Raw genomic sequence first — 18,166 nt, 5'->3', positions numbered from 1 at the left:
CCTTGCTAAACATATCCATAACGCTTTTCAACTTTTTTATTTTGTCATTCTACTTTCTTCAAGTGCGCGGTGATGGTGTAAGTGGAGCCGTCGGTGCGCCGGTGGAAGGCTTTATTGACCATCTCGCTGCCCGTGCAGGAGACGATTTCCCAGTTCTCGTGCCGTCCTTCCTGTCCCGGCTTTTGCCAGCGGAAGCAGAACAGGGGGCCGTCGGCGAAGTATTCGTTGTAGGTCGTCTCCTCCTCCACCCACTGGCCGTCGATGAGGTCGTAGAAACTGGCGGTGCCGTCGCTGCGGTACAGTTCGCGGTAAGGCTCAGAAGATTCGTACTCGGGATTGTCGCTGGTGAAGGTGATTTCCCAGAGACCCAGGACCGCCTCGGTGTAGTCGGCCTCGGTACGGGTGAAGTGCTCCTGGCGCGGGCCGTATGTGGCTGTCACCTGTCCGTCCTTCGAGAGCGTGATCTTGGCGGTGAAGCGCAGGTCGTCGCCGCTGACGGTGACAGCGGTCAGTTCTACCACCGACTGCTGTCCGTCGGCCAGGCGCGATGTCATCGTGATGGTGTTGCCGCTGATGGTCAGGTCGGTCTCCTGCCTGTAGGTCCACACGCCGCTCTCCGCCATCGACATGCTGTAGAAGCCCTTCAGCGCGGAGCCATTCTTCGTGAAGGTATAGACCGACTTCATGTCAGTCGTGACCGTCTCCCCGTCCGTGTCGGCATGAATCCACTTGCCGACAATCTTTTCGGCGAGGCTGTTATCAACTACCGGATTGTCATCGTTATTACTGCACGATGTGAATGCACTTGCGCCGCAGATACAGAGGGTGGCGACGAGCACCCAATTCATCATCTTTCTCATTTCCGTTTAGTTTTAATTGTTTACTGTTATTCCACTTTCGTAATCTGGAACGTGGCGGTGCAGGTAGCGCAAGCCGCCCAATGCCTGCCGGACTGACACAGATCACAGGGACGGTTCCTTTGATCAACTTTCTTATAACTCGGTGTCGTATTGTGCGTTATAAGCGTGGGTTTTATAGTAATGTGTGGCAAAGATATATAAATTTCTCGACATCTACAAGAAATCACCCATTTTTTATCCCTGCCATTGGTTGAGTATTTTGTATATATGAATATTATCGGAATAAACTTTTGTCGTTTGAATAAAAAAACTTATCTTTGCAAAGAAATAAGGATTATGCAACAGAAAAAAAATGAGTAAGAGAATCGTATTGATGATGACGCTGCTGCTGAATGTGGCGGTGATGTTGGGACGCCCCGCGTATTCGAAACCCGTCGATATACTGCAGCCTGACGGCACTACGGTGACGTTGGTGATGCATGGCGACGAATTTCAAAGTTTTACAACGACTGCCGATGGCTATACGGTCGTCAAGGGTAGCGACGGCTTCTACCGTTACGCCGTGAGGCAGGGTCACGTGTTAGCGGCTTCGGCTTTTGTGGCTCGTAATGCCGAGGTTCGTCAGGAAACTGAGAAGGCGTTCTTGAACAATATCCAGAAGATGGAACGTCCTGAGATGTCGGAGACTGGCAAGCAGTGGAAGAAGCAGATTAGCAAGATGTATCGTTCGACGTATGATAATCTGGAACACGGCCAGCGTCGTGCCGTTACGCCAGGCACTATCTCTGAACGCATCGACTATTCGAAATTCAAGGGACTGGTGCTACTGGTGAACTGGAGTGACAAGACCTTTAAGATGCAGGCTCCGCAAGGGTTCTATCAGAAACTGACCAGTGAAAGGAATTACAAAGACGACTCTAAGTCGGTCTATCCCTTTAATATCAAGGGTAGCGTCCGTGACTATTTCTATGACAACTCATTAGGTATCTTCGATCCTACGTTCGACGTGACGGGCCCTATCACCATTAATATTTCTTGCGAGTATCCCTGGCCGAAGGATGAACTGGGTAATATCAGAGAAGGATGGGGTGAAAGGGCCGCTGAAATACTGAAGGCTGTCATGACTGAGGCTGACAAAACGGTGGACTTCAACAACTATGACCTGAATAACGACGGTTTCGTTGATATGGTGTATATCATCTTTGCGGGCTATGGTAGTTATATGATAGGTAATAACATGAAGTATATGTGGCCCCATGCCAACAACTACGCTGATTATAATGACGCTGGGCAGAGATTATGTGACTATTTCAACTTTCCGTCATTCGATGGAAAGAAGTTCGGGCGCTATGCCTGTGGCGTAGAGATACAGGACTATGAGTCGCAGTCCGATAAGCATGCCTATGCAGACGGTATTGGCACCATGTGCCATGAGTTCAGCCACGTATTAGGTTTGGCCGACCACTATGGCTCCTTTCTTGCACATACTCCCGGCAAATACGATTTGATGGATGATGGTGTAAATTTTAATCAAGGTCTGTCACCTGTGGGCTACAGCGCCTTTGAGCGTTATGTGTTAGGCTTTGCCGACAATACCGTCACGACGCTGGAGGTGGCTGGCAACTATTCGTTGGAGCCGTTCAATACGTCAAATAAGGCGTTCATTGTCAAGACACAAAATGACGGTGAGGTGTTCTATGTGGAGAACCGCCAAAAGCAGGGCTGGGATGAGTCTTTGCCCAAGCATGGTCTCTTGGTGTGGCGCGTCGATACCTCTGATCCCCAGAAGTTCATCTCTAATACCGTTAATGTGGGTATGGGCGACGAATGCCTGCAATTGGTGGGCAATGCTCCCTATATGGGTATTGACCTGATGCCTGCCACCAATGCTAGCTGGAGAACCAAGGAGGCCGCTATTGACCTCTTTGATATCACAACCAATGGCGGTGTTATCAGTTTCCAGGCTGGCAAGGATCTCTATCCTTTAACCATTGAAGATTTCGAGGCTACTCCGCTGAGTGAGAGTGGTGCGACAGGAGTGGCCGGAAAGTTCTGCTCATGGGATTTGACGAATGCTGCTGTGGTACAGTCACCATTGTATTATGGCAACGGAGAGCATGTCGTACGCCTGCAAAAGGATGGAATGCTAAGTTCATCTGCTATTGAAAAGGATTTCCGCAGCATTTCGTTCAGAATTAGGAATTCAGAAGAGTATAACCTGCGCGTTTTTTTCCGTACCAGTACAGATGGTACGACATGGACGGCACTGCCAACTGCTGAAAGTTATTATACAATACCGGACTCAGAGCCCCTGGATTTTTTGTTCTGTGACATCCCCAAGGGTACACGCTTCCAGATTGCTGTCACAACGGATGATTCGAAGCATACTTCGGCCACTTGCTATGTCGATGACATTGTCGTGACATACAAGAAGGATGCTACGGGCATCGAGACTGTCAAGGACAAGAACATCGATGTTCATGCTCCCACCTACAACATGGCTGGCCAGCGTGTTGACAAGAACTTCAAGGGTCTCGTCATCAAGGGTGACAAAAAGTTCGTGATTAAGTAAGCTGAGCTACTTTACCTCCCTAACCCACATGTTTTATAAGGTGTGCCCTATTGGCGCACCTTTCTTGTATCTTTTTGACCAAAATCTTGCTATAATTCAAAAATCTTTGTATCTTTGCAAAAAATATGAATCATGACATACCTGAATCAGTTTCACAAAGAAGCAGTGGAGAGGAAACTGCGGAAAATAGTAGAATCCATGAAATCTCCGATGAACTCCGTCGACGCTGCGAATTATATGAAACACAACTTCGAAATGGCAAAGAATATGTAAGCCGTTTAGAAGTTGAACAACGTGTTGCCGAGCAATATGCCAAAGATAATGGTATATGGCTCCCAATGAATGATGTCTTCAATATAGGCGTTCCAGGACCAAGTGGAAACGAAAATGATATGAAACCTATATGGCTGCTATTGGATTCACAAAGCAAAAAAATGAAGGGCGTTTCACTAATGATGAGTTTGTGGTATGGGATTTAGTACCAAGAAACGTTCTTAGAGATAAAGACGTTGATATCTTTATCATCGATGCAGAAATAGCTAAGAACCAATAAAATGATACAATGATGAAGACAATTTCGAGGATGATGATGACTGCGGTGTTGCTGCTGGTGGCACTGACAGTCTATGGGCAAGATAAGCACTCTGAGACCTATATCCGTCAACGTATTGCCACAATCTATCAGGGAGTTGGTAAGTCAACTTATGACGCCGATGGAAATCGGGTGGATTATATTCAAAGCCCTTTCAATCGTGACAGTGCGTACTGCTCTCAGCAATATTATGCATTGATGAAGCAGGCTCTGGATATATGTGATAAGACGGATGACGTCTTGTTTGACTACGACCATTGGGTCTGCGGACAGGACTTCTCTGATGATTGGAGCTGCAAGGTGGCGAAGGTCTATAACGTCACAGACTCTACGGCTCTCGTTGATCTTGTCATTCATAACTTCAGTGATAATGAAACAACTATCGCCCTCCGCTTTGAACGTGGTGACTGGTATGTCGATGATTTCAGCCCCACAGATGATGGTGAGGACGACAAGGCTTATTTTCGCCGTATCATATCGGAATATGACACCAAAAACCGTGAACATTAAAAAGAACAGGTACTACTGATGAAGTTTGAGGGCTGAAGTATGAGGGAACTTTTGGTTCAGGGTTAAGGGCGAAAGATGTAAGATGGCTGATGTCTGATGTAAGAAAGTGCACTTTTTTGATGAAATGATTGGAGGTTTCAAAATAAGTAAGTATTTTTGCGAAAGAATGTTTAACCTTTACAATCGTGAAGCCCTATGAAGAAAATCTTTTTTAGTTTTTTGTGTGTGTGTTAGCCGGGATGTTACAAGGGACTGGTACATGACATAACACCCTCAGGAATGCCTTTGGCTGCTGAGGAGTTACAAGAGCCGAAGAAAGATATACTTAAAACAATAGAATTATGAAAAGAATCACTTCAATCTTTATTTTGTTGGTCGCCATGATGGTGACATTCCCGATGAATACATCTGCCCAAAGACGTTTTCATAGGTTTTATTTCGACATCATTCTTGACAATGCCAATAACAGGAAGGACTTCAAATACTATGCCTCTATAATTATTCATGACGTACAAGACTTCTATAAAGGAAAGAAAAGAGATATTAAAAACAATTGCGACCTGCAGGTTATTGACCGCTACGGAGAGGTGTATTTTGACTGTCCTATTCTTACCAAGAAAGAGCTCTGGTACGCAGTCTTCTTATGCAATACTGTCGGATATGATGAGGAAGAGAATAATGTGATCTTCTGCGATGTCTCCAAGCGGTATTATTACATCATCACGAAGTATAAAGACTTTCCGGCAATGAAGATATACGATAAGAAACTCAACAAATACTGGACATTGTACGTCGAAAAGGATCAATGTCTGACAGAGAGTCAACGCAGCTATGATTATTTGATGTCTATCGTCAAAGCCAACAATTTCAATGCCTATAAAATAATCAAAGCCAAAACTTCAGATATTTTGAAAAAGAATCTTCTGAAATAAAAAGTGCTCACAAGGAGTGAATGCTTTCACACCAACACTATCTCTATCGAGGGAGATACATGCAACTATCAGCAATAAAGATTAAACTTAAAACGATACGATTATGAAACAATTTTTGTTAATTACGTTAGTATGCCTGTTCGCAGTTGCTGCGGATGTACAGGCACAAGGCAAAATTTATACGTATGATGATGCTAAGAAGGATGCCAGCATTACACTGCCGGTGTATGCTAAGGAGAATGAGTTTTCGGGACGTGTTATGATTATGTCCCCTGAAGAACTGTGGCTGGTGAATCATTATTGCCAACCGGCTGATGCTAAGAAATACGAAAATGTGTTCATCTCTTTCGTGGTTGAGCCCAATGGCACACTCTCTAACATCCAGGTGCAAGGATGGGATGGACAAACAAAGACTAAAACCACCAAGCTGCTGCCATCCGTAAAAAGAGAGGTTACGAATATCATAAGAACTATGCATAAATGGACACCCGCCAAGAAAAACGGCAAAGCCATCCGTTATAGGTATGAGTTCCATTTCATAATACATCATATGGATTTTCCTCACATTGATGAAGAACAAGCAGAAAAGTTAGACCCCAACTATGTATACGAGGTTACTGAAGAATTGCCAGAATTCCCTGGTGGTATCGAAGCCTTCGTCAAATGGTTTTCTGAGCAAGTCAAGCCTCATGAGGAAATAGGACGCTGTGTCGTGCAGTTTATTGTTGAGAAGGACGGTTCTATATCCAATCCGAAAATCAAAAAGTCAGTAACTCCGAAATTGGATGCCGAAGCCATCCGCTTGGTGAAAGCCATGCCCAAGTGGAAGCCTGGCAAGGAAAAAGGCAAACCCGTCCGTGTGAAGTACTCGATCCCCATGACCTTCAAATAAAAACAAATATGCAATCCTCTGATCTAACGGATATGGGTAACCAATGTAGGACTGATAATATGTTCGTAGGTGAGAACCACCTCTGCATTCAGCAACACACTATACTCAACACATCACTGGTTGCTTTTAGTGAAGGAATCCTGAAACAGTCAGGGTATAGCCTTTATAGCGAAGACGACCAGAAGAAAACCTTTAGTTGTGAACTTCCCGTATTCGGTTCTTGCTCTGTCACAGTCCACGACTCTGGCATTAGCAGAAAAGACCTGATAGGACTGGTGATCGTGAAGACCAAAAAGAAAATCAGTGAGGACGAAATGATGCCCATGCTTGAATATATGAAGCAAACCATTGACACGGAGCCATATTACGATGACCATGGATATGGCGGAAGTCCGAGACCTCACGAAATTGATCTCCGCTGGGATCTTCCACAAGGGAGGTTGGACATGACATGGGATGGATTCAGCAATCCTTGTGAAACGGATTGTGTCGCCATCTCTCTCAGAGACTGCGCTTTCCTGCAAGCCGTTGAGGACAAGGATAGTTATGGCTACTCCCATTACGAGGATATAGATTGAGGTACAATATGGATAATAATATATATGCACTCAGAATTAAGAATAAGAGAAAATTATAACATCAATAGCATTCAAAATATGAAAACGTTAGTATTACGATTGGCAAGCCTGTTAGCCATCTTTATGATGTGCGGTATTCAGAGTCCTGTTCAGGCGCAGGATAACAAGATTTACACCTCAAACGTTGATAAATCGCCCATTTTTAATGGTGAAATTGGAAGTGAAGTGGATTATATTATAGACCACTACCGCAGACCCGCTGATGCTCCGGAAAAAGTGATGAATGTGGAGATTGCATTTGTCGTGGAAAAGAACGGGAAGCTCTCCAATATTGAAATAAAGGGGCATCAACACCTGACATCGAAAGGGGTTGAAGAAAGACCTGTCCCACCTTCTGTCAAGAAGGAAGTCATGCGCATATTGACAACGATGCCGACATGGACTCCTGCCACAAAGAATGGTAAAGTCGTCCGCTATAAAATAGAATTCTTTGTGAGTGTGATGGATAGGGAAACGAAAGCCAAAGAAGCAAGAGATATGGCAGAGGCAAGAGAAAAGAAGATCCGTGAGTCAAAAGCAAGCGGTAAAGTGTATGATATTACTGACACTCCTCCTTCGTTTCATGGTGGAGATGCAGCCCTCATTTCTTGGATAAAGGCCAACATAAAGTACCCAGCGAAAGCCAAGGAGAAAGGAGTCACTGGAAGGGTACTCGTTACATTCATTGTTGAAATAGACGGAAGCCTGACGGATATAAAGGTTTCTCGTAACACAGCCCCGGAGTTTAAAGCGGAATTTGAAGCCGAGGCCATCCGCTTGGTCAAAGCAATGCCTGCGTGGAATCCTGCAAGAAACACAGGAGTGGTGGTACGTTACAGATACCCCTGTCCTATCGTTTTCAAATGACACATGTGTCGCGGGACACCCCTGCTCACAAGGGGGCTAGTCCCTTTGTGAGCACAGACCTGATACCTGATTCGGGTATGAGGTTTTGTGTCGAATGAAGGCTGAAGTCAGATGGTTTAATGTCTAATTATTTTGTAGATTGGAATAAAATATTTATCTTTGCGGTGATGAAGAACAGGCATCTGTTATGGAGTTGTGTACAGGGTGAGAATTTATGAGTCCAATAAATATATACTGAATATGATAAAGAAATTTGCTTTTATTGTTGCTGTTTTCGCTGCTGTTGCCCTGAAGGGAATGGCTCAGGAGCCTTTCGCTGTGAAGCCAGCTCCTTTCAAGAAATATGTACGAGTGGAGAAAGGTGTCCAGCTTCATCAGAAACCCTCTGCACAAAGTGCTCGTCTGGCATGGGACGATAGTGAAGAGTCTTCCCTTTTGACATGGCGGAAGGGAAAGTCGCGTCCAGGTGAAATGCCTGTTGATGCCCAGGTTCTTCCCGTCTGGCAGGAACAAGGAGAATGGTATAAGGCACAATATTATGAAAAAACGGTCTTCGTTATGAAGAAGTACTGTACGGATGTCCAGCTACGCCCTTTGAAAGACTTGGGAGACTATCAAGTAGTACGTGTTATCCCTTCAGGTAAATACAAGGATTATTGTCTCTCTCTTACTTATATCTCTGGAGGCTGCCAGCTCTTGTTGGGGAAATATGTCGATGGCATGTTCGTTTTTGAATATACTGCCGAATGTAATGCCAGTCATCAAGGCTCCAACTATATGGATGCTGAAGGTGTTGTGTATTTCAACATGGAGTTGGCGGATGAAGACGGTGACCCGTCTGCTGACAAGATTATCAATGACGCTAAGACCATTGCATTCCTGATGTCGAATGTCGATAACATGCCCCATCATCCCCTTTATGTGTTTGGCATAGAAGGAGATGATCATGTGTATAGCAGCTATGTGGAAGAGTTTTAAGTAATTATTTCTGGAACAACCAGTCGACTTCTCCAGAGGGACCGTTGAGACCGCAGTCGCGGGATTTGATGTCGCTAATGGTAAAGCCTGCCACCATGAGGATTCCCTTGGGTAGATGCAAGGTCTGACGACCGGCGGGCAGGGTGTATTGGTGGATGTTCACCTTTGGCATCTGTACGATACTGATGGCATTGGTGAGCAAGGGCTCTGCCTGACCGTACTCATTACCTGTGGCATCAATCTCCAGTTTCGGGGCTTTCGCCCATTTGGGGTCGTCATCCTTGAAGAGACCGACGAGCAGTTTCACGGGTTTGTCACTCTCAAACTCAATGGTGGTACCTACGATACGTGTGGTGTCACGATTCAGTACGAGTGCCTGCATCCCAACCAGTTCCGGAGCTACAGAGTCGACAGGAGTATCAGGACGGTTCTCGAAGACGACGGATCCTTTCCGCAGGGGTATGAGTTGTATGTTCTTCGTGAAGATTTTCACATTGGCAGGCTGGGCAGGTTGGATATGCTCATCCGTATGTGCCACAGGGTTCTTCAACTTCTTGATATTCTCTTTCAGTGCATCCAGCTCTGACTGGTAGACGACGGCAAGTTCACTCCATGTCTTCATCTTTCCACCATCACCACCTACGGGGATGCGACGCTGGGCTGTCTGCATGGAGTTGGCATAGAGGTAGGAGTCTTGTGTGGACATGCTCAGTGCGTTCCACCAGTACTGACTTTGCTCCAGATGCTCCACGGCTTTCTCCAGATACTTGATGTCCTGTGACCATTTGTAGTTCAGTACCTGTTGTGCTGCCAACACTTTCCAACGGAAAGAAGCAGCGAACATACGGTAGAAGATCATGTCTTTTCTCACACGCTCAAACTCGTCGGCATGACGGGTCGGCTTTGCCATAATGATGTTGACGGCATGTTCTGCTTCTATACCGTGTTGCACGCACTGGTCAACGATATCCAGAGGAAGTTCCCCGACATGTTTTTCTCCTTTCCATTCTTTCTCCACGTACTCGATGAGTTTCTCACCCTGTGGTCCGCAACTCTCATAGAAACCAGGGTAGATGGTGTATTTGTATGGATTCACCAGCTCTCCCATCGTCATACCGAGCAACAAGGTCTGTCGGTTGCCCTCAGTGATACCGAAGCGGCGAAGGAGCTTGGGGGCAATCTCACCCGCTTCATCATAAGCCTTCAACAATTGTCCGGCAGCAATGGTGTCAATACCGTAATAGTCGGAAAGCTGTTGCTTCCAGTAGGTCTGGTCTTGTCCTCGGTCACAGTTCCATGCATAACGTCCCCAGACACGATACCACATCCAGTCGCGGTCAATCTGTAACAACCGTTCTCCGTGAGGAAGCTTGTCAGCAGTATAGGGCCAGTCCCAGTAGGAAGCCTGTGGATAAAGATGCAGTCCCTTTGAATGATGAATCTTGTGCATCGCCTGTACTGCTTTCTGGGTGAAGGCAGGTGACGACCACCTCCACGGCTCCAGGTTGGCGAGGATATGTACATTGTCAATATGAATCGGTGCTGCAGCGGCAAGCATACGATGTGTCTCACCCCAGGGACCACCAGGCTCATAGGTCGTCAACGACTCTCCCGTGTATTTGTTCATCGTATAGATGTTCGGGTAGAGTGGGAGGGAGGCTTTCAGCACGGCAGGTCCATCCGTGTCATGGTTGCGAAGGATGATAGGAGGCGTGTCCGTACGTCCTGACGCCCTCAGACCGTCTTTGATACCAGGAATCACCGTCTCTGTCATCCATTTGATGTCATTATCGATACCCGACATCGCCTCACCCAGACAAACCAGGAATCCCACCTTCGGATATTTCTCGATGAAGGCAGCGATAGACTTACGGGTGTAGTCGGCAATCAAGGGGGTGATAGGACGGTTACGATCTTGTGTCTTCAGACCATAATGGTCGGCGAAGGGTTTGCTGAGGATGATATTATAGAACATCTGGATGACACGGATGCCACGGCGGTCTGCCTCGTCAACGAGGAACCCGAACATCTCCTGGTTCTTCTGCATCGTCTCGTCATCCACCTCTGGCGCAAAGGGGTAGTCTTTGAGTTTCACCAAGGAGGCAAAGGGATGACCATTCCAGAGATAGACCGTGTTCATATTGTTCTCTGCGAGTAAATCCAGATACTTGATCCATAAAGCCTTGTCATAGAACCAAGGGAAGTTCTCGGGGGTATAGGGATATTCGTAGACACGATGACCAGGGAGGTAGACCGTCTTCTGCAACCCCACACAGGCACCTCGCAGTTTCATCTGTGGCACCTCACTCTGTGTGGTCAGGGTGCTGAGCGTGGGATCTTCCCGCAACAGCTCCAGTAATTTGTTGACACCATAGATCGCACCCGCACCATCGTTGCCGATAACACGGATATGCTTGTCTTTTCTGAGGAGTGTGAACCCTTCTGCCTCACCGTTGCCAGCCACTTCAACAGACACGTTGAACTTACCTTCCTTTCCTGTCAACAGACTGGCGGCATAGTTTGTCTGAGGACTCACGTTCTTGACTTTTACCTTCGCGTAGGTAACTGGTGTATATAACAAACACAGTGCGAATATCAGTTTCTTGATCATAGACCTATCTTTATTTCTTGTTTTGCGGGAATCTCTATTTCTTTCTCTCCAATCATCAGGGTTCCGTGTCCACCGTCACTATAGATGGTGACCTCCTGTCGGCTCATCGACACATGAATCTTACCAAAAGGTGTCGGAACATCACCTTCCATCCACTGTAAGTCTCCCAAGACAGGCTTGACGAGATACTCCTCATAACCGGGCTTGGTGGGTTGGACCCCTAAATAATATTTGCCTATCAGATAGATGGGACTGGCTCCCCATGCATGACACAGACTTTTGCCATAGGGGCGACCGTACATGGCTAGATGTTGTGTGCCAGTCTCTTCGGGATTGTATTTCTCCCAGAAGGAGGTAGCGCCCTCATGGAGCATACCACCCCAGTAGTCACGTATCTCCTGCAGGACCTCTGTCTGTAAACCGTCAATGCAAAGAGTCTCCAATTCGTAGAAACGCATATAAGGTGTCGTGATGGGGTCAATCGCAGGGTTGAGCATGACACTCTTCATGATCTCATGACGCTCTTCCTCGTAGGCTAATCCATAGAGGATGGCAAACATATTGGGGAACTTGGTGATCTGTTGGTTCATCTGCCCCTCCTCGATAGCGTGATAATATGCTTTACGCTCATAACTCCAGAATGTCTGTTTGATCTTGTTGCGCAGTGACTCTGCCTTCACACGGTAGTCGGTCTTGACACCTAGGAGCTTGGCACAGACAGCCATCGTCTCCATTGCCTTCATGAGCAGAATCTGTTCAAAGCAAAGTGTTCCACGTTTATGCATGGGGAAATCCACCCAGTCCACGAAGATCCAATCGTCAGACTTTCCTTCTGCCATCCCGTCGCCGTTCAGTCGTCCTTCGACATAGTCCATGAGTGTCACCATGCGGGACCACATCTCACGTACGAAGTTCAGGTCTGCCGTATACAGGTAGTAGTCGTGGATAGACTTAAACCAATAGAACGTATAGTCCATGATGGTGTTGACGTGTGCTGTCACGGGGTCTTTGCCTCGTAACTGACGAATGGTACGTTTCACACATTCGGTGTCGAAACGGAGATAGTAGTTCATCAGGTATGACTGGATGGCATCACCACTCCATGTCCAGCGATCACGCTTGATACCGTCCATAAAGAACTCACGGGTGGTGAGATCCATGGTGTAGGCTGCGGTGTCCCAGATGTTGTTCAACAGCTCGTCAGAACAACGAAAAGAACCACTTCTCTCTTTCTCCATGGGAGCATATTCGAAATCCATTAGTACCTCTTCGTAAGAGGCGTTCTGCTCTGTCTCAATATAGACATAGCGGAAAGCCTTGCTGTCACATATCTCACAAGGGGACTGTCCCCCTGTGAGGATGTCGAGCGTCTCACAGTGCTCCTTGTCCATTGCTTCTTCGGCACTTTCTCCATAATAGATATGGATACAGCCTTTCAGTCCTTTTATCTTCAGATAACCGAAGGTCTCTTTCCCGAAATCGTAGAGGGTACCGTTTGTTGTCACGGCATGACTACAAACAGGATGCTGTTCGCTGCGCTCCAGCCGGTATTGCGAGGGTGGTGTGTCGATGTCGTCAAAGTTCCAGGAGGCTGCTGGCACATAGATACCAGAGCCATGGGCAACACCATTCTCATCAATCCATATCTTATCTTCGTAGGTGACGAGCCATGTGGAGTCGGTATGGATCGTTGCGCCTTCGATAAACAGGGCAGGGGGTGTGGCTTGGTTCCACACTTTGAGATTCAGCTTATGTTTACCTTGTGGTATAGTGAATGTCTTGGGTTGTCCGAACTGCAGTTTACCGTCCAACATGAGATTGAACTGTCCCTCACATGCAATGGTAATCGTCTCTTCCCTGTCGAGGTTGAACTCACGGGAGAACTCCACCGTCACATAGTGTGAGTCCTGTTTCCAAAACGGTGGAAACATCGCACCGCGCTCAGTCCGTCGGTTGTTGAAGATGTTACCCAGCCATATCTCAAAATCGCCAGGGTACCATATCCATGTAGTTTTATTTCTTTCCATTGGAATTTTATTGGTTGCATAAGAAATGTTATTCTGCTAGTCGCATGCCTAGATTGAAATTGCGGAAATCTGGTGTACGGTTGCGTCGATTGCAACAACGTGCACTTTCTGCAATGTAGTCCCAAGAGCCTCCACGGTTGACGCGGAAAGAGTTCTTTGAGTTCATGGGACCGACAGGGTCTTTTTGGGGTGTACCATCATAATGTGCATAACTGTCCTGACACCATTCCCAAACATTACCTGACATATCATAGAGTCCTAGTTCATTAGGTTTACGAGTGCCGACAGCATGATTTCCAAAATCAGGAGACTCTTTGCCTTTATCCCATGCATTAGCCGAATACCAAGCCACCTCTTCAATATGGTTACTGCCAGCATATTTATAGTTCTTGCTGAGATTTCCACCACGTGCGGCAAACTCCCATTGTGCCTCTGAAGGAAGATGAAAGTGACGTTTTGTTAACTGATTTAATTTAGTGATAAACTGCTGACAGTCATCCCAACTGATTTCTTTCATTGGATGATTATCCCCATCGAAGGAAGCAGGAAGATATCCCATAACAGCCTTCCAAAGCCCTTGAGTGACTTCTGTCTCTCCAATGGTATAGTTGCTTAGAGTTACTTTTTGGGTGGGTCGTTCATCGCTGTCCTCATCACCGTCAGAAGTGGTCGCCCCCATAGTAAAAGTGCCCCCTTCAATAGCTACCATGTTGAAATGATACCCATTGACCTCTATGGTTTCATATTTTGAGGCTACTGTTACGTATTTAAATTCGTCATTTCGATTCTCCCAATGGAGAAATTTACTACCTAATAAAATTATGACAAAGATACCTATAAGAGTAAGTACACCGATTGTCAATCGTCGATAGGGTATTGCATAACCTGATTTAGAAGATATATTAATTGTTTCAGTTTTATCCTCTTTCTCCTCTACTATTTGCTGTTGAGCAGACAAAGTGTAATTTAATAGTTGTTGTTTGTCAGAACCAGTATTGCGCAACTGGCTGGCAATAGCCATATCCTTGACAATTTCATCGCCTTCCTCACGTCTCTTCTGTGATGCTTGCAACAAATCTAAACAACGAGTTAACGTTGACTGATCGTTCGTTTCATCCAATAATTCTAAAATGGATTGCTTAATAGAACTGATAGGGTGATTATTAGTATTTTGGTTTTGTGTCATAACGCTAAAAGTTTCTCATACACTTTATATTCTTCATCAGTATAGTAAACAGGATATATCTCGCATCCAAAATCACTATTGAGCGTTGGGATATTAAAGCTCAGTTTTTCCCATGTGCGTTTTTTAGGATCGTAACGACCAACAGTCATCATGACAGATTTCCGACCAATAGTTTTCCACTGTTCTTGTGCGGCGTCTGCAGAGGGATTGATAGTGTATTGCCAACTTCCAATACTCAGTAGTAGGTCTCCATCATGAAGTCCCATTCTATCAGCAGGGAATCCGTGTCGAGTTAAGTGGATATATACAACGGAATGAGCATCTAATGGAATATGGTCGGCATAAACAATAGTGATAGTTTCCTTTTTCCAATTGCTACCCATACGGTTGCTGGAAATATGTTGATCTCGACTTTCTGAAATACCCCAAGGGTCGTTACCATCATAAGCCCAAGAACTGCAACCGTATTCACTGATAGGCTTAACGTAGGAGAGGGCGTCAGTGGTAGATCTTACATTAAGCATTTTATAGTAACTCAGCCTGTCATGCTCCCATTGAGGACAACGGATTGGCTGTCCATGGATGCCACGGGCATAACGTGCCACTTCAATACCATCCTTGTATTCATAGCCTTGTGATTGAACTATTATGGTATCACTATTATAGCAGACTCGGCTAATGAGTAGGTTGCGTGAACTATAGATACAGGAGTCGATAGCGTAGTCACGATGACCTGGTGCAGATAATAACTTGCCGTCAACGTCATAGAATCGGTGTACCACAATACGTTGACCATTAGGCAGAACACGTTGTTCTGTAATATGCTTATGGAAATAATCAATACTATCTAAAACTGGTTTGTCGTTCTTTCCATAATAAGAAATGGATACGGGCTCATAATTCTCGTTCTGTTCAACACGCATCATACGGTATATATTCTTCTCCACATCTATGGTCGTATGTTCTGTAACGCTGCCGAAAAGACGGGCGACATAACTTTTCACCTTAATCATTTGCTTGTGAGTAGAATCCCAACGATAGTCAAATTCGCTAAGCAAGTCCATTGAATTTCCAATATATGCATATTCTCGTTGTGCATAATATTTACGATTCTGAGTGTAAGGCTGACTGGAATTGTCATAGTCATTAGTCCCTATTACACGGTTCAAGTTATCATACTTGATGGCTGTAATAGCGGGACGTAAACTATTATCTACAAGACGCATATCAACACCGTAATAATCTTTACGTATAATATTGCCTTTTTCGTCTTTTGTCTCAACACGCTGATGGTAACCTAGTTTTTTTTGTACAGCACGTTTGCCTTTTAAATCGTAGAATGTATATTTATCGACCTCAGGTGAATATGACCTAACCTCTAAAGACTCTTCTTCTCCAAAGGGATCAAGTGTCCATACTGAGTCAACGCGATTATCCTCGTCATAATGCATACGGTAACCAAAGCAGTCAAGGTCATTTTGTTTAGGAGCCCCACTGTCGTCAAAAAACATATAGCGCTCTTCTTGACCTTTGTTGTTATAGAAAACTTGCATACGGTCAGCCCCGTTGTCACGCACTTGTAAAGGAGCTCCCTTCATATCAGTGTATACCGCCCAGACGTACGAAGGCTCCACAGTCCCATCAGTATTCTCCCGGTCTTCTACGGCTTTAAAATATGTGATGACATACAGTATATTCCCATTGATGTCGTAAGCTTCCATCTTATCAACACGAGCTGTATCTGAATTTTGGATGGCACTAAACTTATAATATTTCGTATTATTAAGCATAGCAGAAAAGGCTTTTCCTTTTTTATCGGACACTTCACTATGTTTAACAAGTGGTGTACGCATTTTGTTATGTAATAACAATCCATCATTACTCATCACTTCAATTGAATTAAAGGGAGTACTTGAACGATGCCCTTTCTTACTTAGCTTATAGCTAACCGAAAGTTTTAATACTTCATCTTTGCTTAGTTTTGGTCCCACACCCACAGGCCAGCCATTGACTTGTACAAATGATTCATAGTAACAATCATATTGCATGACATTCATATAATAATTATAAAGCCATGAGAAGATAGCTATTCCTATTATTAAGCAACCTGCAATCATGTAATTGCGATAGCGACGACGGTCAGCCTTAGCCTTAAGTTCCAGTAATTCGCGCTTATGGTGTTCCTGTTCCATGAGCTTACGACGTTCTTCCTCTTGGGCTTTAACCATCTGCCGGATGTCTCGGCGATCCTTAATGATAGGACATAAAATGTCATGAATGTATTCAAGTCGCATGTCTCCACTATAGGCAAAACGCCTAAGCAGACGTTTCTCATTGCAGAGATAAGTTAGTTCTTGATCGCTGACTCCACCAACATGTGTAGCATTATATACAGAGATGTTTTCGCGTCTGCCTTCATTGTTCAACAAGTTGTCTTCTAAATACTCAATGGATTGCGAACTAACTCCTTGGATAACTTCAAGATAAAAATCTTGTATAATATTATTGCCAAACTTATTGACTAATTGGGCAGTAATTTTAGTTTCTCCTTCGGGTAAAATATCGTATAGTCGACTCAAATATAGAGACAAGATAGCAGAATCAACGAAGATCGCTGGTCGTCCGTCTAATTCAAAATCTGTTTCACCAGTAATTTTTTCAATAATCAATTTGGCAACATCTTTATCAACAAGTCCTTGTCGAGGTTCCATGATGATAGTGGCTGCTTGTTCTTCATTGATAGGAAGCAAACAGTATCGGTTCAATTTGAGAGAAGGGATGTGAACGGTATTTCGCTCTAAATAGGATAAATAATCCTCGCGTAAAGTAAAAACTACATGAAATAGGTCTTCTGAAAGATAGGAGTTTTTAGTCCTTTGGCGTTCACGTAGTCCTTTAAAAAAGGCTTTTCTGTTGCCGGAATCCCCACAAAAAGACTCATTTTGGTTTTCATTATCAGACAGATAGTCTGGCATAATACCATTAAGAAGATCTGCTACTTGACAAAAAAAAGCAGTAACTCGATGGTGATCTTTTTCTAATGTGAATATTTCTTCAAATTGGTCAAACACCAAAAGAGGAACAATGGGTGTACTATGATCATCGTCCTTCCAGAAACGGTATCGATGCAGATATTCCCAAAGTGTTTCCTCGTGCCCTTCTTTATGTGGTACTATTTCCTCACTATGTCCTCCAGATGCTTGTAACTCATTTTCTATTGCTTGTTGTACCTGTTCAATATAAGGTGCCGTAGGATAGTCAAAGTTGGTAGTATGTTGTAGTCGAATACTTACAGGGAGCATTCCAGCTCGTCTTGCTTTAGGGAATATTCCAGCATTGATAATGGATGATTTACCAATACCAGAACGGCTATATACAACTGTCTGAATATTGTATTCAATACGACTGAACAGTAATTCTATTTCTTCATCTCGTCCATAAAGACGATCTGTTTCTTTATAGGAATCTAGCCCTTTCCATGGATTGTCATTTCTTTTGCTCATAATACGCTTGTAAAGTTCA

Annotated in this window: 13 protein-coding genes; 8 read left to right on the top strand and 5 right to left on the bottom strand. The window is 44.8% G+C overall.

Annotated elements, in window-relative coordinates:
• Positions 1–44: 44 nt before the first annotated feature.
• Positions 45–860: a hypothetical protein gene (locus BM257_RS05640; protein ID WP_143096767.1), complete on the bottom strand. Its 816-nt coding sequence runs from the start codon at positions 858–860 to the stop codon at positions 45–47.
• A gap of 352 nt (positions 861–1,212) precedes the next feature.
• On the opposite strand from BM257_RS05640, the gene BM257_RS05635 reads away from it, so the two are divergent.
• The 8 genes from BM257_RS05635 to BM257_RS05605 all read left to right on the top strand — a co-directional run bounded on the left by BM257_RS05635 (position 1,213) and on the right by BM257_RS05605 (position 8,820).
• Positions 1,213–3,432, top strand: a complete 2,220-nt coding sequence (locus BM257_RS05635) for a M6 family metalloprotease domain-containing protein (RefSeq protein WP_092069518.1) — start codon at positions 1,213–1,215, stop codon at positions 3,430–3,432.
• A gap of 125 nt (positions 3,433–3,557) precedes the next feature.
• Positions 3,558–3,911, top strand: a complete 354-nt coding sequence (locus BM257_RS14525) for a hypothetical protein (RefSeq protein ID WP_143096766.1) — start codon at positions 3,558–3,560, stop codon at positions 3,909–3,911.
• 83 nt (positions 3,912–3,994) lie between these two features.
• Positions 3,995–4,534, top strand: coding sequence for a DUF3828 domain-containing protein (locus BM257_RS05630; protein WP_092069515.1), 540 nt, complete (start codon positions 3,995–3,997; stop codon positions 4,532–4,534).
• Positions 4,535–4,875: 341 nt separating this feature from the next.
• The gene (locus BM257_RS05625) at positions 4,876–5,466 is read left to right on the top strand and encodes a hypothetical protein (RefSeq protein WP_143096765.1); all 591 of its coding nucleotides are present in this window, start codon (positions 4,876–4,878) and stop codon (positions 5,464–5,466) included.
• 103 nt (positions 5,467–5,569) lie between these two features.
• Entirely contained in the window at positions 5,570–6,358 is a 789-nt protein-coding gene (locus tag BM257_RS05620) for an energy transducer TonB (protein ID WP_092069509.1), read from the top strand.
• Positions 6,359–6,366: 8 nt separating this feature from the next.
• Positions 6,367–6,936, top strand: a complete 570-nt coding sequence (locus BM257_RS05615) for a hypothetical protein (protein ID WP_143096764.1) — start codon at positions 6,367–6,369, stop codon at positions 6,934–6,936.
• 78 nt (positions 6,937–7,014) lie between these two features.
• A complete protein-coding gene (locus BM257_RS05610) occupies positions 7,015–7,842 on the top strand; it encodes an energy transducer TonB (RefSeq protein WP_177216027.1) in 828 nt (275 codons plus the stop codon).
• A gap of 240 nt (positions 7,843–8,082) precedes the next feature.
• Positions 8,083–8,820 carry a hypothetical protein gene (locus BM257_RS05605; protein ID WP_143096763.1) on the top strand — a complete coding sequence of 246 codons (738 nt, stop codon included), beginning with the start codon at positions 8,083–8,085 and terminating at the stop codon, positions 8,818–8,820.
• Positions 8,821–8,824: 4 nt separating this feature from the next.
• On the opposite strand, the gene BM257_RS05600 is transcribed toward BM257_RS05605, so the two are convergent.
• Genes BM257_RS05600 through BM257_RS05585 form a run of 4 tightly spaced genes read right to left on the bottom strand, consistent with a single transcriptional unit; the run spans position 8,825 to position 18,147 of the window.
• Entirely contained in the window at positions 8,825–11,431 is a 2,607-nt protein-coding gene (locus tag BM257_RS05600) for an alpha-d-galacturonidase (protein WP_092069498.1), read from the bottom strand.
• Positions 11,428–13,458, bottom strand: coding sequence for an alpha-L-rhamnosidase-related protein (locus BM257_RS05595; RefSeq protein WP_092069496.1), 2,031 nt, complete (start codon positions 13,456–13,458; stop codon positions 11,428–11,430). The genes BM257_RS05600 and BM257_RS05595 overlap by 4 nt, the downstream gene beginning before the upstream one ends.
• A gap of 28 nt (positions 13,459–13,486) precedes the next feature.
• On the bottom strand, positions 13,487–14,644 hold the full coding sequence (locus BM257_RS05590; protein WP_092069494.1) for a formylglycine-generating enzyme family protein: 1,158 nt from the start codon (positions 14,642–14,644) through the stop codon (positions 13,487–13,489).
• Positions 14,641–18,147, bottom strand: coding sequence for an nSTAND1 domain-containing NTPase (locus BM257_RS05585; protein ID WP_092069491.1), 3,507 nt, complete (start codon positions 18,145–18,147; stop codon positions 14,641–14,643). The genes BM257_RS05590 and BM257_RS05585 overlap by 4 nt, the downstream gene beginning before the upstream one ends.
• Positions 18,148–18,166: the final 19 nt, after the last annotated feature.

This window comes from Prevotella sp. tf2-5 (assembly GCF_900115435.1).
Taxonomy (GTDB): Bacteria; Bacteroidota; Bacteroidia; order Bacteroidales; family Bacteroidaceae; genus Prevotella.
Note: the sequence above shows the minus strand (reverse complement) of the source record. Positions and strands in the feature narration are given on the sequence as shown.